We start from the raw sequence: 21069 nt of genomic DNA on the forward strand, positions 1-21069 counted from the left end.
GGACGTTTTCCGAAGTCGTTACGGCAAAACGTTGTTGCCCGGAGAGGGCACGGGATAACTTCACCCTGCACCACCCGTCATGTCCCTGCCCGAGCACCACCTGTGCCTCGGGCGGTTTCGTTTCCGGATGATGTGGAGATCCCATGGCTCATCTGCGTTCCAGACGCCGTCTCGCCCTCGCCGTGCCTGTCGCGCTGTCCCTGACCGCCTCGCTCGGCTTCCTGCCGGTGGCGGCGTCGGCGGCTCCGCAGGCGGTGCCGGCGGCGAAGCAGGCGACGGACGCGCCCGCCTTGGCGTATGTCGTCAACACCAAGGCGGACCACCGCACCATCGCGTCGGTGAAGAAGGCGATCGCCGCGGCCGGCGGGACCGTCGTGGTCACGTACGACAAGATCGGTGTGATCGTCGTCCACTCGGCGAACCCGGACTTCGGCAAGGAGATCCGCGCCGCGCGGGGAGTGCAGTCGGCCGGGGCCACCCGTACCGCGCCGCTGGCCCCGGCCGGGACGACCGACGTGGGAGCCGCCGACTACATGACGGCCGCCGAGGCCGCGAAGACGAAGGCCGCCTCGGACAAGGTCCCCGGCAGCGAGCCCCTCGAGGCCGACCAGTGGGACCTGCGGGCGATCGGCGCCGACAAGGCCGCGCGGATCAACCCCGGTAGCCAGAAGGTGACCGTCGCCGTGATCGACACCGGCGTCGACGACACCCACGACGACCTCAAGGCGAACTTCTCCGCCGCCCAGTCGGCCAACTGCGTCGGCGGCAAGGCGGACACCAGCGAGGGCGCCTGGCGTCCGTACACGGACGACGACTACCACGGCACCCACGTGGCCGGTGAGATCGCCGCGGCCCGCAACGGCATCGGCGTCGCCGGTGTCGCGCCCGGCGTGAAGGTGTCCAGCATCAAGGTGAGCGACCCGGACAACGGTCTCTTCTACCCGGAGAACGTCGTCTGCGCCTTCGTGTTCGCCGCCGACCACGGCGTCGAGATCACGAACAACAGCTACTACGTGGACCCCTGGCTGTACAACTGCAAGGAGGACCCCGACCAGAAGGCGATCGTCGACGCGGTCAACCGGGCCCAGCTGTACGCCCAGAAGAAGGGCACCCTGCACGTCGCCGCGGCCGGCAACTCCAACCACGACCTGGCCTCGGACGCGATCGACGACGCCTCCAGCCCGAACGACACCACTCCGGTCGAGCGCACCATCGACCCCTCCGAGTGCCTGGACCTGCCGACCCAGCTGCCGGGTGTGGTCACGGTCAGCGCGACCGGTGTGCACAACGCCAAGTCGTTCTTCTCCACTTACGGCAACCGCGTGGTGGATGTCGCGGCACCGGGCGGCGACAGCCGCTACCAGCTGCCGGACACACCGTCGAAGAACGGCCGCATCCTGTCCACCATGCCGAACAACGCGTACGGCTTCCTCCAGGGCACCTCGATGGCCTCACCGCACGCCGCCGGTGTGGCCGCGCTGCTGAAGTCCAAGCACCCGTGGGCGACCCCGGCCGCGCTGCAGGCGCTGCTGAAGGCGCAGGCGGACAACCCGGGCTGCCCGGCGTCCTACGACCAGGACGGCGACGGAGTGCAGGACGCGACGTGCGAGGGCGGCAAGCGGGTCAACGGCTTCTACGGCTTCGGCATCGTCGACGCGCTGGACGCGGTGAAGCGATAGGCAGAGCAGTAGCAGCACCGCGTGACCTGTGCGACCTGTGAGACCTGTGAGAGGTGAAGGGCCGGGCGATCCGCCCGGCCCTTCCGGTGTCCCGGGGGCCCTACGGGTGGATCGTGGGCGGGGCGTCAGCGGGTGCCCGAGTGTGATGATCGGCTCGTGCCGCATGGGCGGCCGGTGCGGCACAGTGCACCCATGCCCAACACCGAATCCCGCGTCGGCCTCGCGGCCGCGTGGTCCTCGCTCGGCGGCGATCCCGCCCTCCTCACGCGCGTGTCGACCGTCGAGCGCCCCGAAGTGCTTCCCGCCCGGCTGCCGGTACGGGAGCTGGCGCGCGCCTGTGTGGGCGCGTGCGCGCTGGCCGCGGCCGAACTGGGCGCGCGGCGGGCGGCGCGCACGCCTTCGGGGCGCGCTCCTACGGGACGTCCCGAAGTCTCCGGGACGCCCGCTGTGCGAGTGGACGACGGAGCGGTGGCCGCGGCGTTCGTCAGCGAGCGGCATCTGCTGGTCGACGGGCGGGCCCCGGTGGCCTTCGCGCCGCTGTCGCGTTTTTGGCGCACGGCCGACGGATGGGTGCGCACGCACGCCAACTACCCCCACCACCGGGCCCGGTTGCTCGCCGCGCTGGGGACGTCCGAGGACACGCAGGCGGTGGCGGCGGCGCTCGCCGAGCGGTCGGCCGTCGAGGTCGAGGAGGCCGTGTACGCCTCCGGGGGACTCGCCGTCGCGCTGCGGACGCCCGGGCGGTGGGCGGCGCACGAGCAGGCCGCGGCGGTGGCGGAGCGTCCGCTGGTGGAGCGCGGGCGGCTGGACGCCGCACCCGCGCGCGTGCTCGCCCCCGTGGGCCGCGATCCGCTGCTGCCCGCGGCAGGGCTGCGGGTGCTGGACCTGACGCGGGTCATCGCGGGGCCGGTCGCCACCCGCACGCTGGCCCTGCTCGGCGCGGACGTGCTGCGCCTGGACTCCCCGCGGCTGCCCGAACTCCCCGGCCAGCACACCGACACGGGGTTCGGGAAGCGCTCGGCCCTGCTGGATCTGACGGCCGACCGGGATGCCTTCGAGGAGCTGCTCGCGGCCGCGGACGTGGTGGTCACCGGGTACCGGCCGGGGTCCTTGGACCGCCTCGGGCTGAGCCCCGAGGCACTGGCCGAGCGCCGGCCCGGGGTGGTCGTGGCGCAGTTGTCGGCGTGGGGTGCGTACGGGCCGTGGGGCGACCGGCGCGGCTTCGACAGCCTGGTGCAGGTGGCCACGGGGATCGCCGCGAGCGAGGGTTCACCGGAGCGGCCGGGGGCACTCCCGGCGCAGGCCCTCGACCACGGCACGGGGTATCTGCTGGCGGCGGCGGTGCTGCGGGCGCTGACCGAGCAGGCGGACGAGGGGGGCAGCCGGTTCGTGCGGCTGGCGCTGGCGCGGACGGCGGGCTGGCTGCTGGAAGGAGCCGCACACACGCGTGCGCCGGCCGGAGGGGCGGCAGCCGCTTCCGCCCCGGTCGCGGGCGGGTCCGCCGACGCCTGGCTCACGGAGGCGGACAGTGCGCAGGGCAGGCTGCGGTACGTCCGGCCCGCGGTGTCGTTCGCCGGAGGGCCCCGTGACTGGGCCCGGCCGCCCGGACCGTGGGGGGCGGACACCGCGCGGTGGGGACGGGGCTGACGGTGGGGACGGCGCCGGACAGCACTGGAAGCGTCGGGAGGGACGGACCGCGGCCGGTGTCGGCAGGCCGCACGAGCACGGCCGGGGCGTTGGATCCGGTTTTGGCGCGAACCGTCCCCTCCTCCGCACCCCACGCTTGCCCGTTCTGTGAGCGCTTGTGAAGATCCTGGGGTGACTCTGACAAATCCCAGGTTCGGGGCGGCCGGTGCGCACAGCGGTACGCGGCGTTCCGGCACCGGCCCGGCCGTCGCCGTACTCGTGCTGGTGGCGCTGGCGGCGCTGATACCCCTCCTCGGCCCGTCCCCCGCCCTGCGCGGAACCGGTGAGGCCCAGGCGCCCGGTACCGGCGGCATAGCCCTGCTGCGGACGGTGCTGTTCGCGGCTCTGGCGATACCCGTCGGCGAACTGTTCGTGAAGCGGCTCCTGCGTTCCGTGCCCGACGCGCCCCCGCCCGCGCCCCGCAGCTGGTCGACCGTCGCGAACGCCGTCGGTTTCGCGGCCGCCGTCGGACTCGCCTCCGTCGTGGCCACCGGCAACCTGGTTCCCGAAAGCCTCGCCGCCATCGACGTGGGCGGCCTGTACGACTCCCGGGACGGCAAGCTGGCCCTCCTGGAGGTCAACGCGTTCCTGCTCGCGGCCCTGTGCGCCGCCTCCGGCCGCCCGGGCACGCAGGCCTGGCCGCTGGCCGCGGTCATCGCCGCCGAGGCCCTGCGCGCGCACCCGAAGACCGAGTACACCCCGTTGATCGGCTCCGGCCTGACGCTGATTCACCTGACCTGCGCCTCGCTCTGGGTGGGCGGCCTGCTGTACGCGCTGCGCACCACGCGGGCGTGGCGGGGCTCGGAAGCGGGTGGCGTGCTGCTGGGGCTGTACGCGCGCGTGGCGGCCGTTCTGCTGGCCGCCATCACCGCGACCGGGGTGTGCAGTTCACTGCGCCGGATGCCGCCGGGGACGATCCTGGAGCAGCTGACGGACACCGCGTACGGGCGTGTCCTGCTCGCGAAGGTGATCCTGATGGCCGGCGTCTCGGCCCTCGCCCTGTGGGCCCGGATCCGACTGGCCCGCGCGGCCGATCCGCTGAGCGCCCGCGGCCCCGCGTGGGCGGAGGCGTACCTGCTGGCCCTGGTGGTGGCGGTGTCGGGCCTCCTGACGGCGCTTCCGGTACCGATCCGCTGGTGAGGCCGGGCGGCGGGGCCCGCAGGGTACCTGACGGGCAGGGCTGTCAGTCGTGGCCCGTATCCTCATGAACCATGCTCGAAGACCTCACGACCGCAGCATCCTCCGCCACCGTCTGGCCGGCCTCGTATCCGCGGGGGTACGCGGTCGTCGACGTGGAGACCACGGGACTCGCCCGGGACGACCGCATCGTCTCCGCGGGCGTCTACCGGCTGGACGCGCGCGGTGAGGTCGAGGACCACTGGTACACGGTGGTCAATCCGGAGCGGGACCCCGGTCCGGTGTGGATCCACGGTCTGACGAGCGAGTCGCTCGAAGGGGCGCCCCTCTTCGGTGACATCGCCGAAGAGTTCGCCACCCGGCTGGAGGGGCGGGTGCTCGTCGCGCACAACGCCGTCTTCGACTGGCAGATGATCGCCCGCGAGTACGCCCGCGCCGGCGCGCAGGCGCCGGTGAAGCAGCGGCTGTGCACGATCGTCCTCTCCAAGGAGCTCCGGCTGCCGCTGCCCAACCACAAGCTGGAGTCGCTCGCCGCGCATTTCGGTGTGGTGCAGCAGCGCGCGCACCACGCGCTGGACGACGCGCGGGTGCTGGCGGAGGTGTTCCGGCCCAGCCTGCGGGCGGCGGCGGTGGGCGGGGTGCGACTGCCACTGCACGAGTGTCTGCCGCTGACGGAGTGGACCGACCGGCCTCGGGTCGCTCAGCAGGCCGGGTACGGCGGCGGTTCTCGGTCCACCGGTTGGCGTCCCTCCCGCAAGCGGCCCGCGTGCCCCTACCCCAACCCGGGACGGTACGAACCGGGCAAGCCGCTCAAGCAGGGCATGCGGGTCGCGTTCTCCGGTGACACCTCCGTGGAGCGGGACCTGCTGGAGGACAGGGCGACCGAGGCCGGGCTGCACGTCGCCACCAGCCTGTCCCGGCTGACCAGCCTCCTCGTCACCAATGATCCGGACTCGGGCACGTCCAAGGTGGTCAAGGCCCGGCAGTACGGCACCCCGGTCGTGGACGAGGCGGCCTTCGGCCAGCTGCTCGGTGACGTCGCCCCCGCGTCGGAGGGCTGACCGCGCCGACGGCGGGCGGGACGCCGCACGCCCGCCGGAGCGCGGAGGGGGCCGCACGCCCGCCGGGGTGCGGTCAGCCGTGCGGGCGACTCACCCGTCGCCCGCTCGCCCGCACCGGCGGCCCGCCCCGTGGCGCACGGCGACATGTCACGGGGCCCGGTCCTCGGCGGTCCCGGCGCCTGCTGCCCGGTACAGGCCGAAAAGGCCGCGGCGGCCGGTTCCGCTCGGCCCGCGCCGGTCTTCCCCGCATCCTGACCCGAACGCCAAGGAGCCTGTCGGCTACACCGCAGAACCCACCTTGTCCACGATGCCGACCTTGCCCTCCGCGCGGGCGCAGTGGGCGCCGCAGTACCAGTGGCCGTCCACCTCGACACCCTGGCCGATGATCTGCACCCGGCAGTGCTCGCAGATGGGGGCCATCCGGTGGATCGCGCAGGCGAACGAGTCGAAGACGTGACGCGCCCCGTCCCGGGTCTCGACGGTGAACGCCAGCGCGTAGTCGTTCCCGCACACTTCGCAACGTGTCATAGCCTCATCGTCGGAGGCGGGACGGGCGCTCGCAAGCCGGCGCCACCCGGAGCGCAATTTCTGCATCAGGTGACAATCGGCCCGTAAGGGACTCCTCGGGGACATCCGGACGCGCCCGGCAACCGAGAGCACCGTGAAGGAGACGTCATGTCCACTGCCGACGGTGATCTGCAGGTCGTACCCGGCTCCGGACCGGCAGGGTCTGCACTGGCTCAGGAACTGGTCCGCCGCGGCCACGCAGTGCGTCTTGTCGACCGCAAGGCCACAGGCCCTGAGGTGGCCGGGGCGGAGAGGTACGCCGCGGACGTGAGCACCGCAGAAGGTGCCAGGGCGGCATCGGCGGGAGCCGCCGTGGTCTACCACTGTGTGAACGTCGGCTATCACCTGCAGGTGGAGGTGATGCCGCGGATCCAGGAGGCAGTGCTCGACGCGGTGGAGACCACAGGAGCGCGTCTGGTGGTGCTCGACACCCTCCACCCGTACGGCGAAACCCACGGGAGGCCGATGACCGAGGACACGCCGTGGAACGCCACCACACGCAAAGGGCGCATGCGCGCGGAGCTCGACAGGAACTACCTCGCCTCCCACCGCGAGGGTCGCGCCCGCGTGGTGCTGGGCCGGTCAGCCGACTTCGTCGGCCCCGGAGTGATCAGTTCGACCCTCGGCGGAGCCGTGTTCCCCGGCGCCCTGACCGGTACTGAGGTGCTGGGTCTGGGCGACATCGATCTGCCGCACAGCTACACGGACACAGCCGATGTCGCCGCGGGGCTGGCCACGCTGGGCGAGCACCCGGAAGGCGACGGTCGGGTCTGGCACCTCCCCACAGCACCCGCGCTCACCACGCGCTGGATCCACGGCATGATCGAAGAGCGCGTCGGCCGGCCACTGAACGTCGTCGTCCTCCAAGAGGCACGCCCGTTCGGCCCCTTCGACCAGACCTTCATGAACGAGTACGCCGAGCTCTTCCACCAGCACACCGAGCCGCAGATCATGGACTCCTCCGCCTTCCAGGACACCTCCGACGCGCTCCCGCACCGCTCACGCAGACGCTCGACAGCACCCTTGCCTGGTACCGGGAACGGCTCGCCCGCCGATGAACCCGTCGTCTCAGCCTGTCGTCGGGGCGCCGTGCCCCGACCGTTCCCGACGGGGCGGGGGACTCGGGGATCCCCACGGATCAGGTGTGCGCCCGGGGTCACCTGCAAACACCCGGGGGCACCTGCAAACAAGGGCTCGGCATACGGTGGCCTCTCAGACGTCGGCCGTGAACGCGTCGACACCTGTGAGCTCGGCCGAGAGCCTCCACAGCCGCGCCGCCTGCCCGGGGTCCGTCGCGTAGGCGCGTACGCCCTCGGTGATCTCCCCGTCGCCCGCGGACTCCGCGTCGTCCGTGAGCTCCGCGATGTCGCAGTCCTCGCAGTACACGCCGCCCATGCCCGCCAGCTGCGGGGAGGTCGCCGCCCACACCTGGGTCGCCGCCCCCTGGGCCGGGGTCTTGAACCCGGCGTCCACCGGGTTGCCGTCCTCGTCGATCCAGCCGGCAGCGAACATTTCCTCCCTGGGCACGTGGCGCCCCAACCGGGTGGCGACAATGACGCCGGGGTGCACCGAGAACGCCCGTACACCGGTGTCCCGGCCGAGCACGTCGAGCTGTACGGCGAACAGTGCGTTGGCCGTCTTCGCCTGACCGTATGCCTGCCACTTGTCGTAGCCGTGCTCGAACTGCACGTCGTCCCAGTGGATGCCCGAGAACTGGTGGCCGCTGGAGGACACCGCGACGACTCGCGCCCCGCCCTGCGCGATCGCCGGCCGGAGCCGGTTGACGAGCGCGTAGTGGCCGAGGTGGTTGGTGGCGAACTGCGCCTCCCAGCCCGGTCCGACCCGTGTCTCCGGGGAGGCCATGATCCCGGCGTTGTTGATCAGCAAGTCGACGCTGCGGCCGGAGGCGAGGAAGCGTTCGGCGAAACCGCGGACACTCCCGAGGTCGGAGAGATCCAGTTCGTCGACCTCCACGCCGCCGATGCCGGCGACCGCCTCCTGGGCGGCCGCGCGGCGCCGGGCGGGCACCACGACACGGGCGCCGGCGCCGGCGAGCGCGCGCGTCGTCTCCAGCCCGATGCCCGAGTAGCCGCCGGTGACGATCGCGAGCTTTCCGGTGAGGTCGATCCCGCGCAGGACCTCCTCCGCGGTGCTCCGCGCTCCGAAACCCGACCCGATCCTGCGCTGCGGAGTTGCCATGCCGCCAGGCTACGAGCGGGAAAGCCGATCGAAGCCACATGCGCGGCCGAGCCCTCGCCCGGTTCACTCCGGTGACGGTCCGCAGGGGTGCAGGGCCGGCACACCCGAGTGGAGGAACCTCCTGCCGGACCGCCGAGAGCCCCAGCCCGACGTCGCCGGAGGCCCGGGCCTCCTCGAAGCCGGCCGCCCCGGAGACCCACCTCGCCCTGCGCGGAGACGGACTCCCCGCCGCCGTCGCCGAGAGCAACTCACCGGGGGCTCGTGGGCAGGGCCCGCCCGGGTGCTCCTCCCGCACGCTCCACCGCACGGCCCCGATCTGCGAGCACTGCGCGCGGAGGGAAGGGCGGGCCTCGTCGACCGGGTGTGAGGACGTACCCGCCTGAATGCACCCCACGGCCCTGGTTGTACGGTCGTGGGGTGTACCGCTTCCTGTTGTCCCGCCAGTGGGTGATCCTCACCCTCCTGGCACTCGTGCTCATCCCGACGATGATCGAGCTGGGCTTCTGGCAGTTGCACCGTCACGAACGCAAGGTCGCCCTGAACCAGGTGATCGCCAACTCCCTGGCGGCCGAGCCGGTGCCCGCCGAGTCCCTGACCTCGCCCGGGGCCAAGGTCGAGCACGAGCACCTGTACCGCAGGGTGACGGCGAGGGGAAGCTTCGACACCGCCGACGAGGTCGTCGTGCGCCGCCGGACCAACGCGGACGACAAGGTCGGCTACCACGTGCTGACCCCGTTCGTCCTCGAGGACGGCAGGGTCCTGCTGGTCAACCGGGGCTGGGTTCCCGCGGACGGTCCGAGCCAGAGCGAGTTCCCCGAGATCCCCCCGCCGCCCGAGGGTGAGATCACCGTCACCGGACGGCTGATGCAGGACCAGACGACCGAGGACAGCGGCATCAAGAACCTCCAGGGCCTGCCCGACCGGCAGATCATGCTGATCAACAGCGAGCTGGAGGCCGAGCGGCTCGGCAAGGAGGTCCTCGGCGGTTACGTCGACCTGACGGAGCCCGCGCCGAGCGAGGGCTCCCCGGAGCTGATCCCCGAGCCCGTGCACGACGAGATCGGCCCGCACATGGCGTACGCCGTCCAGTGGTGGCTGTTCACCGCGGGCGTCCCCATCGGCTGGGTGATCCTGGTCCGCCGCGAGGCACGGGAGCGGGCGGAGCGGGCGGCAGCCGGGACGGCGGACTCGGAGCGGGCCGAACCCGCGGCGCTCTAGGACCTGGCCGGTGACGGGGCGGCCTTCCGGGCCGTCACCGTCGCCACCGCCGTCACCGTCGCCGTCGCCGTCGCCGCGACGGTCGTCACTCCCCGGCGCCGTCCCTGATTGCCGCCCCCGGTGGCCGGGCATCCGCACCTCGTGCACCGCATCGAGGACTACGCGCTCATCGGCGACGAACAGACCGCTGCCCTGGTGGGCGCGGACGGGTCCGTCGACTGGCTCTGTCTGCCCCGCTTCGACTCCGGTGCCTGCTTCGCCCGGCTGCTCGGCGACGAGACCAACGGTCACTGGCGACTCGCGCCGCTGGGCGCCGAGCGGTACACGCGCCGCGCCTACCGCCGGGACACCCTCGTCCTGGACACCGAGTGGGAGACCGACGAGGGCGCGGTGCGCGTCACCGACCTGATGCCGCAGCGCGACCGTGCCCCCGACCTGGTCCGCATCGTCGAGGGCGTGCGCGGCGAGGTGACCGTCCGCAGCACGCTGCGGCTGCGTTTCGACTACGGCTCGGTGGTGCCCTGGGTGCGCAGGGACGACGGCCACCGGGTGGCGGTCGCGGGGCCGGACTCGGTGTGGCTGCGCAGTGTGCCGGAGGTGCCCACCTGGGGGGAGGACCTCGGCACGCACTCCGAGTTCACGGTCGGGCCGGGCGAGCGGGTCGCGTTCGTCCTCACCTGGCACCCCTCCCACGAGCCTCGCCCGCCGCTGGTCGACCCGTACTCCTCGCTGCGGCACAGCATCGCCGACTGGCGTGCGTGGGTGTCCCGGTGCCGTTACACCGGCCCGCACCGGGACGCGGTGGTCCGGTCCCTGATCACGCTCAAGGCGCTCACCTACTCCCCCACCGGCGGTATCGTCGCCGCGGCCACCACCTCGCTGCCGGAGGAGCCGGGCGGGGTGCGCAACTGGGACTACCGCTTCTGCTGGCTGCGTGACTCCACGCTGACCCTGAGCGCGCTGCTGGCGGCCGGGTACCAGGAGGAGGCGGAGGCCTGGCGCAACTGGCTGCTGCGCGCGGTCGCGGGCGACCCCGCGGATCTGCAGATCATGTACGGGCTGGCGGGCGAGCGGCGGCTGCCCGAGTACGAGCTGCCGTGGCTGCCCGGCTTCGACGGCGCCACCCCGGTACGGGTCGGCAACGACGCCGTGAACCAGCTCCAGCTGGACGTGTACGGCGAGGTCGTGGACTCGCTGGCGCTGGCCCGGCGTGCGGGCCTCTCCCCGCACCCGGACGTGTGGGCCCTGCAGACCGTGCTGCTGGACTTCCTGCGCACGGCCTGGCGGCAGCCGGACGAGGGGCTGTGGGAGGTGCGCGGCGGCCGCCGCCACTTCGTGCACTCCAAGGTGATGGTGTGGGTGGCCGCGGACCGTGCCGTGCGCCTCCTGGAGGAGAGCCCGGACCTCGAGGGCGACGTCGACGGCTGGCGCGCGTTACGTGACGAGGTGCACCGTGACGTGTGCGAGAAGGGGTACGACCCCGAGCGGAACACGTTCACGCAGTCCTACGGATCGCGCGAACTGGACGCCGCGCTGCTGCTGATCCCCCGGGTGGGTTTTCTGCCGCCCGACGATCCCCGGGTGCTCGGCACGATCGACGCGATCCGCGCGGAGCTGGGCCAGGACGGGTTCGTACGCCGTTACACCCCGGACGCCGCATCCGTCGACGGTCTGCCCGGTGAGGAGGGCACGTTCCTGGTGTGCTCGTTCTGGCTCGCGGACGCCCTGCACATGGCGGGCCGGACGGATCAGGCACGTGAGCTGTTCGAGCGGCTGCTGGGGCTGGCCAACGACGTGGGTCTGCTGGCGGAGGAGTACGACGCGGTGGGCGGGCGGCTGCTGGGCAACTTCCCGCAGGCGTTCAGCCACATCGGCCTGGTGAACACCGCCCTCGCCCTGTTCGGGGACGAGGAGGCAGGATAGGGCCATGGATCTTGGACTGAAGGACCGGGTGTACGTCGTCACCGGGGCGACCCGCGGGCTGGGCAACGCCACCGCGCGCGAACTGGTCGCGGACGGTGCGAAGGTGGTCGTCACGGGCCGGGAGGAGAAGAGCGTCGCCGAGGCGGTCGCCGGTCTCGGGCCGGACGCGGTCGGTGTGGCGGTCGACAACGCCGACCCCCGGGCACCGGAACGGCTGATCGCGACCGCGCGTGAGCGGTTCCACCGCTTCGACGGCATCCTCGTCAGCGTGGGCGGACCGCCGCCCGGGTTCGTCGCCGACGCCACCGATGAGCAGTGGCAGTCGTCGTTCGAGTCGGTGTTCCTGGGCGCGGTGCGACTGGCCCGTGCCGCCGCCGCGGAGCTGGGCGAGGGCGGCGTCATCGGCTTCGTGCTGTCCGGCTCGGTGTACGAGCCGCTTCCCGGTCTGACCATCTCCAACGGCCTGCGCCCCGGACTCGCCGGCTTCGCCAAGTCGCTCGCGGACGAGCTGGGCCCGCGCGGCATCCGCGTCGTGGGGGTGCTCCCCGGGCGGATCGACACGGACCGGGTCCGTGAGCTCGACGCCCTCTCCGCCGACCCGGAGGCCACCCGTCAGGCGGCCCGGTCCCGCATCCCCCTGCGCCGCTACGGCACCCCGGCCGAGTTCGGCCGCACCGCCGCCTTCCTCCTCTCCCCGGCCGCCTCCTACGTCACCGGCGTCATGGTCCCGGTGGACGGCGGGGTGCGGCACGGGTTCTAGGGTCGCGTCCGGCACCGGGACCCGTCCGGTTCCGGGTCGGGGGGCCGGGGTCAGCTGACGCGTTCCGCGCGGTGTTTGACCGCTCGTAGGCGGACCTCTGCCGGGAGGGCGGTCAGGCCCGTCGCCTCCCGGGCATGGGTGAGGGCTCCGGTGGTGAGGGTGTTCAGCGCGGTGCCGGGATCGACGTGGGGCTCCAGACGGAGGCGGACATGGGTCCGCGGGGCACCGCGGCGGCCGGTCAGCCGGACGTGGGCCTGGTCGACGCCGTCCAGCCGGCCCGCCTCCTCGGCGAGTGCGGCCTCCAGGGCCCGGCCGCGCAGGATCGCTCCGTCGCCGTCGCCGGTGTCGACGAACACCTCGGCCGGCCGGCGCCGGCGCATGACCGCGACCAGCCACCAGAGCAGGAGCAGGATGAGGACCGCGAGTGCGGCGATCACGACGGGCCACCACCAGCCCGCGTCCCGCCACCGGGTCCGCTCGGCGTCGCTCAGCAGTACGTCGTGCCGTCCGTGGTGCAGCCACCAGGAGGGCGCCGGCGCCCCCAGCCCGATGGCCAGCACGGACCCTCCGAGGGCCACCAGGAGCAGGCCCGTGATCCCGAGCAGTACACGGTTGACGACCCTGATCACCGGCCTCACCCCTTCCGGCCGGGACGTCGTACCCGTACCGACAGGGCGGGCGGCCGGGACAGCCCCAGGCCCCTGACGGTGTCGGCGAGTACCGCGTCCAGATCGGCCCGTACGTCGTCAGGTTCACGGAAGTGCGACACCGCGCGGACGTCGGCCCGCTTGCGGGCCACCCGTACCCGCACCGTCTGCACCCCGGCGATCTCCATGGCCCGGTCCCGCAGCACCATCGCCGCCGCCTCCCGGTCGAGCCCGGCGCGGACGTCGGAGTGGGTGCGGCGCATCGGGAGCAGGGCCCGCAGCCCGGGGGTGAGGGCCAGCAGGAGCAGCCAGAGTCCGAGGGCGACGGCGACCCCGGCGCCCAGCAGCACCCAGACGTCGTCCAGCGGCCGTTCGGCCAGTTGGCGGGCCAGTTCCCGGCGCCAGCTCATCGCGGGCCGGCCGGCGCGCACCGCGGCGATGTCGTACAGGAACGCCACCGCGATCACCAGGAGCAGCAGCGCGAGCAGGCCCGCGGGGACCTTGCGCGCCGACCAGAAGCGCCGGGGGCCCAGGGCCGCGGCGTCGTCCGGCGCGGGGGGCGGTGTCTTCTCCAGGACGGTGCCCGCGGGCTGCTCGACGGCTCCGGGTCCGCTCATCGGGTCCTCCCCCGTGCCGCTCCCGGCGCCGCTTCCAGGTGCAGCCGTTCCACCTGGACGACGACCTCCGGCACCTGCATGCCCGCCAGCACGGACACCCGTTCGACCACCTGGCGGCGTACCCGCCCGCACCGGCCGCCGATGTCGCCGGGGTAGCCGAGTTCGACGTGGACGCGGACCCGCGCGGTGTCGTCGCGGTGGACGACGACCGTGGCGTGCGGCGGCTCGGCGTCCGGGGGCAGCGGTCCGAGCGCCTCACGGGCCGCCTGGGAGGCGATCTTCGCGACCACCCGGTCGGCGATGCTGGTCGCACCGCGCTCGCGCGGCGGCACGACGACGCGAGCGCCGTCGGCTGCGCCTTGCCCCGTGCTCACCGGTGTCACCTCCGACGATCGTCACGGGGGCGGAAGAAGTCACCGAGCTCCAGGTCCCCCTGGAGGAACCGCCCGGCGACGAAACCGACGGCCCCCAACGCGGCCACCAGCACGAAAGCCCCGAATCCGCCGAAGTATCCGGCGAAGCCCAGCGCCATGCCGGCGATCATGCCGACCACGGCCATGTTCATGGTGCGCTCCTCAGCTCCTCAGCTCCTCGACTCCCACGGGTCTGCCTCACTGGAGACGGGTCTCCGGCTCCTCTTCTTCCTCGTCCGGCAGTTTCACGTCGCTCACCGCGATGTTGACCTCGACCACCTCGAGGCCGGTCATCCGCTCGACCGCCGCGACGACGTTCTCCCGCACGTCCTTGGCGACGTCGCTGATGGACACGCCGTATTCGACGACGATCTCCAGATCCAGCGCGGTCTGTACCTCACCGACCTCGGCCTTCACCCCACGCGTCACCGATTTCGACCCGCCCGGTACCCGGTCGCGCACGGCCCCGAAGGTCCGGGACAGGCCGCTGCCCATGGTGTGCACGCCGAGCACGTCCCGCGCGGCGAGACCGGCGATCTTCTCCACGACGCCGTCGGCGATCGTGGTGCGGCCGCGGGTGGCGGGTTCGCCTCCGCCGCGCCGGGTGCCCGGCCCCTTGCGCGTGGAGGTGTCCGGCACGGTCTTCTCGAGGTCGGTAGCCCTCGTCGAGCCGCCCTCCGTCATGTCGGTCATCGGTGCACGTCCCTTCCGGTCGTCGTCCACGTGCCCACCGTATGCGCGGTTGCGTGATAGCGCGCCGTGGATACGGCAGGCTGGAGGAATGACGGCGGACCGGTGGACTCGGACAGTGCGACAGCAGTTGGGGCTGGGCAGACTTCTGCCTCTGGGCGGACCGCGGGACGGCGCGTGGATCTCCGAAGCAGCCGCCGGGGAGGCCCTGCGGCGCGCGGTGGCGCGGGACGAACCGGGCGTGCGCGTGGACGGACTGCGGATCGCGCTCGCCGATCCGCAGGAGGCCGGTGAGTCGGTGGTGCCGCTCCCGCCGAGCGCCCTGCCACCGGGGGCGCTGCGGGTGACGGTCCGGTTCGCGGCCACGGCGGCAGAGCCGCTGCCGGTGACGGCGGACCGTCTGCGGGCTGTGTTGTCGCGGGCCGCGGCGGAGCGGATCGGGCTGGTGGTGGCGGAGGTGGACCTGCGGGTGACCGAACTGCTGGACCCGCAGGCCGGGCCGCCTCCGGGCCCGGCGTCAGGTGCGGGGGCGGCGGGCGGTCCCGTGGAGGGGGCGGACGGGTCGGCCGACGCCTCGCCGTTCGGCGCGCCGGAGCCCGGTGACTCCGACGGGAGCCGGGTGGCCGCCGCGGCGCTCGCCGTCCCGGGGGTGTCCCGGCTGACGGGCGCCCTGGGCCGCCCGGTGCACCTGACGGCTCACCAGCAGCCCGGCGGAGCCTTTCTGGCCCGCCGTCACGCGCGCGTGGACCTCGCCGCCCGAGCGGACCGCCGGGCGGTGGACGTGGCCCGAGCGGTCCGCTCGGCGGTGTCGGCCGCCCTGCCGGATCACCCGACGGTGGCGGTACTGGTCACGGCGCTCGACTGACGCTTCCCGCGCTTCCCCCGTGCCTCATCTGCGCCTCCCGGTTCCTCATCGGTGAGGCGCGGGTCCCTCACTCGCCGAGACCGGCCAGATCCCGCAGCCTGCGGCCCTGGGCCGCGCGCTCGGCGACCCGCTGCTCCTCGTACGTACGCTCCTGGGCGCCGCGCAGGAGCGCCTTCGTCTCGATCACGGCGTCGCGGGGCGCGGCCAGCAGCGCCGCCGCGAGGTCGCGCACCGCCGAGTCCAGTTCGTCGCCCGGCACGGCGAGGTTGGCCAGCCCGGTGCTCACGGCCTCCTCGGCCGTGACGAACCGCCCGGTCACGCAGATCTCCAGCGCGCGGGCGTACCCGACGAGCCCGACCAGCGGATGCGTGCCGGTCAGGTCCGGTACCAGCCCCAGGCTGGTCTCGCGCATGGCGAACTGGACGTCGTCCGCGACGATCCGCAGGTCACAGGCGAGGGCCAGCTGGAAACCGGCCCCGATGGCGTGTCCCTGCACGGCCGCGACGGACACGAGGTCACTGCGCCGCCACCAGGTGAACGCCTCCTGGTACCCGGCGATGGTCGCGTCGAGCTCGGCCTCCCCACCGCGCGCGAGGTCGACGAACGAGGTCTCGCCCTCGATCCCCTCGGGCGTGAGCATCTGCCGGTCGAGCCCGGCGGAGAAGGACTTGCCCTCACCCCGGAGCACCACGACCCGGACGGAGCCCGGCAGCAGCCGGCCCGCCTCGGTCAGCGCGCGCCACAGAGCGGGGCTCTGCGCGTTGCGCTTGGCCGGGTTGGTCAGTGTCACCGTGGCGATCGCGTCGTCGACGGTGAGCCGTACGCCGTCCTTGTCGAGTACCGGACCGAGGTCCTGGGCGGACGAAGCCATGGGGCGCCTCCGATGGGTGCGGTCGTCTTCCGCACCGCACGACGGCGTCGAGCCGTCCTGCGGCACAGCTAAGTGACTGCACAGTAACCACCCGGCCGGTCAGTCGGCCGACCGGGTGGCCACCATCGGGGTCGAAAGGCGGCGCCCGGAATCAGGCCGAAGGGGCCTTCTTGCCTCGCGTCGCCCCGCCACGCCCTCGGAGCGTGACGCCCGACTCGCTGAGCATGCGGTGCACAAAGCCATACGAGCGGCCGGTTTCCTCGGCCAACGCCCGGATGCTCGCACCGGCGTCGTACTTCTTCTTCAGGTCTGCCGCGAGCTTGTCGCGCGCGGCGCCGGTCACCCGGCTGCCCTTCTTCAGAGTCTCGGCCACCCGTGCCTCCTCATGGGAAGTGCGCTCTGGTCTCCTCATGATCACCCCTCTCGGGCCCGATGGCCACCCATTCGGCAAGGTCCGTGCGACAAGGTTGTGACGACAGGAGCGCATCCCCACAAACGGAGTAATAGATTCCGCCGGATGCCGAGGACACCACCGAACGGGTTGTCCCGCGAAGTCCCAGGTCAGAAAGACGTCGCGGCCGAGCCCCGGGGAATCAGGGGCTCGGCCGCGAAACGCGTGGAGGACACACCTCGGTATGAGGGGATCTCACACGAATGGTGGATCACCGATGGGCCGAATGATCCATACGCGGTGGATCACTCCGTCGATCATGTCAGCAGTCACTCCCGCGGTCGCACCTGCCGTCACGCGCGCGGCGGCCCGAGGCGGCTCAGGCGAGGGCGACGAGGTCCGCGTAGTCGGCGCCCCACAGGTCCTCGACGCCGTCCGGCAGCAGAATGATCCGCTCCGGCTGGAGCGCCTCGACGGCGCCCTCGTCGTGGGTGACCAGAACGACCGCGCCCTTGTAGGTGCGCAGCGCGCCGAGGATCTCCTCGCGGCTGGCCGGGTCGAGGTTGTTGGTGGGCTCGTCGAGGAGGAGCACGTTCGCCGAGGAGACCACGAGGGTCGCGAGCGCGAGACGGGTCTTCTCGCCGCCGGAGAGGACAGCGGCGGGCTTGTCGACGTCGTCGCCGGAGAACAGGAACGAGCCGAGCACCTTGCGGACCTCGACGAGGTCCATGTCGGGCGCGGCGGAGCGCATGTTCTCCAGCACCGTGCGGTCCTGGTCGAGGGTCTCGTGCTCCTGGGCGTAGTAGCCGACCTTGAGCCCGTGGCCGGGCACGACCATGCCGGTGTCGGGCTGTTCCACTCCGGCGAGGAGGCGCAGCAGGGTGGTCTTGCCCGCACCGTTGAGACCGAGGATGACGACCCGGGAGCCCTTGTCGATGGCCAGGCCGACGTCGGTGAAGATCTCCAGGGAGCCGTACGACTTCGACAGGCCCTCGGCGGTCAGCGGGGTCTTGCCGCAGGGTGCCGGGTCGGGGAAGCGCAGCTTGGCGACCTTGTCCGACTGGCGGACGTCCTCGAGACCGGACAGCAGGCGCTCCGCGCGGCGGGCCATGTTCTGCGCGGCGACCGTCTTGGTGGCCTTGGCACGCATCTTGTCGGCCTGGGCGTTGAGGGCCGCGGCCTTCTTCTCGGCGTTCTGCCGCTCGCGCCTGCGGCGCTTCTCGTCGGCCTCGCGCTGCTGCTGGTAGAGCTTCCAGCCCATGTTGTAGATGTCGATGGTGGAGCGGTTGGCGTCCAGGTAGAACACCTTGTTGACGACCGTCTCGACCAGGTCGACGTCGTGGGAGATGACGATGAAGCCGCCGCGGTAGGTCTTGAGGTAGTCGCGCAGCCAGACGATCGAGTCGGCGTCGAGGTGGTTGGTCGGCTCGTCGAGCAGCAGGGTGTCCGCGTCGGAGAACAGGATGCGGGCCAGTTCGACACGGCGGCGCTGACCGCCGGAGAGCGTGTGCAGCGGCTGGCCCAGGACCCGGTCGGGCAGGTTCAGCGCGGCGGCGATGGTGGCGGCCTCGGCCTCCGCGGCGTACCCGCCCTTGGTGAGGAACTCCGTCTCCTGGCGCTCGTACTGCCTGAGTGCCTTCTCCTGGGTGGCGCCCTGGCCGTTCGCGATGCGCTGCTCGTTCTCGCGCATCTTGCGGATCAGGACGTCCAGGCCGCGGGCGGAGAGGATGCGGTCGCGGGCGAGCACGTCGAGGTCGCCGGTGCGGGGGTCCTGGGGGAGGTAGCCGACCTCGCCGGAGCGGGTGACGTTGCCCGCGGCGGGGATGCCCTGGCCGGCGAGGACTTTGGTGAGCGTGGTCTTGCCGGCGCCGTTGCGGCCGACCAGGCCGATGCGGTCACCCTTGGTGACGCGGAAGGTGGCGCTCTCGATGAGGACACGGGCACCGGCGCGCAGCTCGATGCCGGAGGCGGAGATCACGGGTCAGACTCCAGGCGTTGGGGTCCCCTGCTCGAACGGAGCCCGGGGGAAGTCGGCGGTGGGCGGCTGAGGGCGTTCCCGCCGTCTAATGCACAAGGAGAATGGCCATGCGAGCCATTCTAACGGGGTCGCGCAACCACTTTCCCGGGGTGCGGGTGTGCGATGCCCCGCGCCCGGCCGGGTCACGGGGCGTTGTCAGTGGTCGCTGCCAGACTGGCGGAAGGTCGAGTTTCCGGTGGTTTTCCCGTCGCGGGGCATCCGGCTGCGGGAGGTGAGGAGTGGGGCCGTGGCAGGTACGGGTGGCGGGCGTCCGAGCATCTTTCCGACGCTGTTGTACGCGGACGCGAAGGCGGCGATCCGGCAGCTCACGGAAGCCTTCGGCTTCACGGAGCTGTCGGTGTACGAGGGCGAGGACGGCGCGGTGATGCACGCCGAGCTGGTGCAGGGCAACGGCGCGGTGATGCTGGGGTCCCAGGGCCGCGGCGGCGTGTTCGACGCGGCGATGAAGGGTGCGGGGCCGGCCGGGGTGTACGTCGTCGTGGACGACGTCGACGCACACCACCGGCGGGCGGTGGAACAGGGCGCGGAGATCCTGATGCCCCCGACCGACCAGGACTACGGCTCGCGGGACTACACGGCCCGGGACCGCGAGGGCAACATCTGGAGCTTCGGTACGTACGCGCCCGAGACCGGGGCCTGAGCCCGGTCCCGGGCCGACGGAGCCGGGACGTCGCCCTCGCGGGCCGGTGGGATCTCGTGGGACTCCGCGGGACGGCGGCGGCGGCGGTGTCAGCCTCCGGTGTGCACCTGGAAGGCTGCCCGCCGGACTGCCTTGGCCAGGGCCGGGTCGGGGTGCGCGGCGGCGAGCGCGACCAGTACCTGCACGGTGCGCGGGTGTCCGACCGCGCGCACCTCGTTCAGCAGCGCGGGGACGGTCGGCTGGACCGCGGACTCCAGGTGCCGTACCAGCAGCGGGGCCTCACCGTGGTCGGCGACCGCGGCGGCGGTGTCCACCCACAGCCAGGTGGCCTCGTCCCGGGTGAGGACCTGGTGGGCGTCCTCGGGGTCGGCGCCCTCGTACTCGGCCAGCCACAGCAGGGCGTAGGGCCGCAGCGTCGGCTCGTCGTGCACGGCGCGGACCTCGGGTTCGGCGGGGGCGCCGACCACGCGCAGCGCCTCGAATGCGAGGCCGCGCAGCAGGGCGTCCTCGCCCCGGGCGGCCTCGAGCAGTTCGGTGACGGCGCCGGCGACCGGGCGGGCGGCGAGCCAGGCGCGGTACTCGGCGCGGGCCGCGTTGGGGCGCAGCTGGGCGCAGCCGCGGAGCATGTCCTCGGCGCTCTGCTCGATGTTCCCGGCGGGGCTCTGCGCGGCGACGCAGATCTGCTCCAGCTTGACCCAGACCGCCCAGCTGCCGAGCGGGGTGAGCGTGGCCTGTCCCTCACCGTAGGTGAGGGCGCCCACCGCGGCGAGGGCGCGCAGGGCCCATTCGAGAAGCGGGGCGAGCGGGGCGTCGGCGGCGCCCGGCTCGACGGGCGCGGGCCGGGCGGAACGGAGTGCGGGGCCGGGAGTGGCCCCGGGGTGGGCGGTGTCGGCGGAGTGGGGCGCGTAGTCGACCTCGCAGCGCTCCGTGCGCAGTTCGGTGACCCGTTGCTGCAGGAGGTCGAGGAGCTGGGGCACGGGGACGGGCCCGGCCGAGAGCTGGAGGAAGGAGAGCACCTGCGGCATGGCCGAGACGACCTCGCTGACGGTGGCGGGTTCGTGGTCCTCGGGTTCCGGGTGCGCCAGCGACCAGGCGTCGAAGAGGGCGACCCAGCCCCGCAGCACGGCGCTGTCGTCGCGGTCCCAGGCGCGCAGCCGCCAGCCGGGACGGGCCGTGTCGCCGTGCACCTCGACCAGACCGGCGAGCCGGGCCGTGTCCCAGTCGGCCCGGACCTGAGCCGGGGTCAGACCCAGGTCGTCGGCCGCCCACTCGGCGGTCGTGTCGGAGAGGATGGCCTTGCCGGCGGCGGTGGCGCTGCTCCGGCCGGGACCGAGGGCCGCGTCGGCCCAGCGGGCGACGCGAGCCGCGCCGGCCAGACCGGAGCGTGCCATCCTGGCCAGCTCCGCGGGGGCCGGTGTGCCTTCCGGAGGGCGCGGCGCAGGACGGCGCGAGCGCTGCTGGTTCATCGCCCTGGGGGCGGCGGCCAGGGGTCGCGGGCGGACAAGTCGAAGCCTGGAGTCGCGCGGGATACGGGACGTCACGGGTGCAGTCTTGCGGTTGACGGTCCGAAAACCCAAACGGAATGTCACGGGCGGCGACGGAGAGGGCCAACGCACCGGGTCGCGCGGGCGGTCGAGAGGTGGTGACAGGCCGGTGCCACGGCCCCG

The 21069-nt window shown here is 73.0% G+C and carries 20 protein-coding genes and 1 pseudogene; 10 read left to right on the plus strand and 11 right to left on the minus strand.

Features of this window, described 5'->3' with window-relative positions; all coding sequences use genetic code 11:
* The first annotated feature begins 143 nt into the window (after positions 1-143).
* The 4 genes from ACVW19_RS06745 to ACVW19_RS06760 all read left to right on the plus strand — a co-directional run bounded on the left by ACVW19_RS06745 (position 144) and on the right by ACVW19_RS06760 (position 5563).
* A complete protein-coding gene (locus tag ACVW19_RS06745; RefSeq protein ID WP_457457491.1) occupies positions 144-1679 on the plus strand; it encodes a S8 family peptidase in 1536 nt (511 codons plus the stop codon).
* A 192-nt stretch (positions 1680-1871) separates the two neighbouring features.
* Positions 1872-3326 (plus strand): CoA transferase, encoded by a 1455-nt coding sequence (locus ACVW19_RS06750; protein WP_457457493.1) that lies wholly within the window; start codon positions 1872-1874, stop codon positions 3324-3326.
* Positions 3327-3497: 171 nt separating this feature from the next.
* Positions 3498-4505, plus strand: coding sequence for a CopD family protein (locus tag ACVW19_RS06755; protein WP_457457495.1), 1008 nt, complete (start codon positions 3498-3500; stop codon positions 4503-4505).
* A 71-nt stretch (positions 4506-4576) separates the two neighbouring features.
* Positions 4577-5563, plus strand: coding sequence for a DEDDh family exonuclease (locus ACVW19_RS06760; protein WP_457457496.1), 987 nt, complete (start codon positions 4577-4579; stop codon positions 5561-5563).
* Positions 5564-5842: 279 nt separating this feature from the next.
* Here ACVW19_RS06760 and ACVW19_RS06765 read toward each other — a convergent pair whose 3' ends face one another.
* On the minus strand, positions 5843-6091 hold the full coding sequence (locus tag ACVW19_RS06765) for a hypothetical protein (protein WP_457457497.1): 249 nt from the start codon (positions 6089-6091) through the stop codon (positions 5843-5845).
* Positions 6092-6238: 147 nt separating this feature from the next.
* On the opposite strand from ACVW19_RS06765, the pseudogene ACVW19_RS06770 reads away from it, so the two are divergent.
* Positions 6239-7188 (plus strand): annotated as a pseudogene (locus tag ACVW19_RS06770) (NAD-dependent epimerase/dehydratase family protein).
* Positions 7189-7342: 154 nt separating this feature from the next.
* Here ACVW19_RS06770 and ACVW19_RS06775 read toward each other — a convergent pair.
* On the minus strand, positions 7343-8329 hold the full coding sequence (locus tag ACVW19_RS06775) for an SDR family NAD(P)-dependent oxidoreductase (protein WP_457457499.1): 987 nt from the start codon (positions 8327-8329) through the stop codon (positions 7343-7345).
* Positions 8330-8746: 417 nt separating this feature from the next.
* Here ACVW19_RS06775 and ACVW19_RS06780 point away from each other — a divergent pair, with 417 nt between their 5' ends.
* The 3 genes from ACVW19_RS06780 to ACVW19_RS06790 all read left to right on the plus strand — a co-directional run bounded on the left by ACVW19_RS06780 (position 8747) and on the right by ACVW19_RS06790 (position 12230).
* The gene (locus ACVW19_RS06780; protein ID WP_457457501.1) at positions 8747-9547 is read left to right on the plus strand and encodes an SURF1 family cytochrome oxidase biogenesis protein; all 801 of its coding nucleotides are present in this window, start codon (positions 8747-8749) and stop codon (positions 9545-9547) included.
* Between the two features lie 141 nt (positions 9548-9688).
* On the plus strand, positions 9689-11470 hold the full coding sequence (locus ACVW19_RS06785) for a glycoside hydrolase family 15 protein (RefSeq protein ID WP_457457503.1): 1782 nt from the start codon (positions 9689-9691) through the stop codon (positions 11468-11470).
* A 4-nt stretch (positions 11471-11474) separates the two neighbouring features.
* Positions 11475-12230 carry an SDR family oxidoreductase gene (locus tag ACVW19_RS06790; protein ID WP_457457505.1) on the plus strand — a complete coding sequence of 252 codons (756 nt, stop codon included), beginning with the start codon at positions 11475-11477 and terminating at the stop codon, positions 12228-12230.
* 50 nt (positions 12231-12280) lie between these two features.
* On the opposite strand, the gene amaP is transcribed toward ACVW19_RS06790, so the two are convergent.
* The 5 genes from amaP to ACVW19_RS06815 are packed head-to-tail and all read right to left on the minus strand — an operon-like array spanning position 12281 to position 14600.
* A complete protein-coding gene (amaP, locus tag ACVW19_RS06795; RefSeq protein WP_457457507.1) occupies positions 12281-12859 on the minus strand; it encodes an alkaline shock response membrane anchor protein AmaP in 579 nt (192 codons plus the stop codon).
* A 5-nt stretch (positions 12860-12864) separates the two neighbouring features.
* On the minus strand, positions 12865-13494 hold the full coding sequence (locus tag ACVW19_RS06800) for a DUF6286 domain-containing protein (protein WP_457457509.1): 630 nt from the start codon (positions 13492-13494) through the stop codon (positions 12865-12867).
* Positions 13491-13877, minus strand: coding sequence for a hypothetical protein (locus ACVW19_RS06805; RefSeq protein WP_457457510.1), 387 nt, complete (start codon positions 13875-13877; stop codon positions 13491-13493). The genes ACVW19_RS06800 and ACVW19_RS06805 overlap by 4 nt, the downstream gene beginning before the upstream one ends.
* Positions 13874-14059, minus strand: coding sequence for a hypothetical protein (locus ACVW19_RS06810; protein ID WP_279336771.1), 186 nt, complete (start codon positions 14057-14059; stop codon positions 13874-13876). The genes ACVW19_RS06805 and ACVW19_RS06810 overlap by 4 nt, the downstream gene beginning before the upstream one ends.
* Positions 14060-14105: 46 nt before the next feature.
* Positions 14106-14600, minus strand: a complete 495-nt coding sequence (locus ACVW19_RS06815; RefSeq protein WP_457457512.1) for an Asp23/Gls24 family envelope stress response protein — start codon at positions 14598-14600, stop codon at positions 14106-14108.
* A gap of 88 nt (positions 14601-14688) precedes the next feature.
* Here ACVW19_RS06815 and ACVW19_RS06820 point away from each other — a divergent pair, with 88 nt between their 5' ends.
* The gene (locus ACVW19_RS06820; RefSeq protein WP_457457514.1) at positions 14689-15462 is read left to right on the plus strand and encodes a nucleopolyhedrovirus P10 family protein; all 774 of its coding nucleotides are present in this window, start codon (positions 14689-14691) and stop codon (positions 15460-15462) included.
* 67 nt (positions 15463-15529) lie between these two features.
* Here ACVW19_RS06820 and ACVW19_RS06825 read toward each other — a convergent pair whose 3' ends face one another.
* The 3 genes from ACVW19_RS06825 to ACVW19_RS06835 form a co-directional block, all read right to left on the minus strand.
* Positions 15530-16333 (minus strand): enoyl-CoA hydratase/isomerase family protein, encoded by an 804-nt coding sequence (locus tag ACVW19_RS06825; RefSeq protein ID WP_457457515.1) that lies wholly within the window; start codon positions 16331-16333, stop codon positions 15530-15532.
* A 151-nt stretch (positions 16334-16484) separates the two neighbouring features.
* A complete protein-coding gene (locus ACVW19_RS06830; protein ID WP_029385158.1) occupies positions 16485-16706 on the minus strand; it encodes a helix-turn-helix domain-containing protein in 222 nt (73 codons plus the stop codon).
* Between the two features lie 397 nt (positions 16707-17103).
* Complete coding sequence (locus ACVW19_RS06835) at positions 17104-18702, minus strand: ABC-F family ATP-binding cassette domain-containing protein (protein ID WP_457457517.1); 1599 nt, start codon at positions 18700-18702, stop codon at positions 17104-17106.
* A 286-nt stretch (positions 18703-18988) separates the two neighbouring features.
* Here ACVW19_RS06835 and ACVW19_RS06840 point away from each other — a divergent pair, with 286 nt between their 5' ends.
* On the plus strand, positions 18989-19402 hold the full coding sequence (locus ACVW19_RS06840) for a VOC family protein (protein WP_457457519.1): 414 nt from the start codon (positions 18989-18991) through the stop codon (positions 19400-19402).
* An 89-nt stretch (positions 19403-19491) separates the two neighbouring features.
* Here ACVW19_RS06840 and ACVW19_RS06845 read toward each other — a convergent pair whose 3' ends face one another.
* Positions 19492-20943, minus strand: a complete 1452-nt coding sequence (locus tag ACVW19_RS06845) for a hypothetical protein (protein ID WP_457457521.1) — start codon at positions 20941-20943, stop codon at positions 19492-19494.
* Between the last annotated feature and the right edge of the window lie 126 nt (positions 20944-21069).

This window comes from Streptomyces sp. TE5632, from assembly GCF_054061295.1.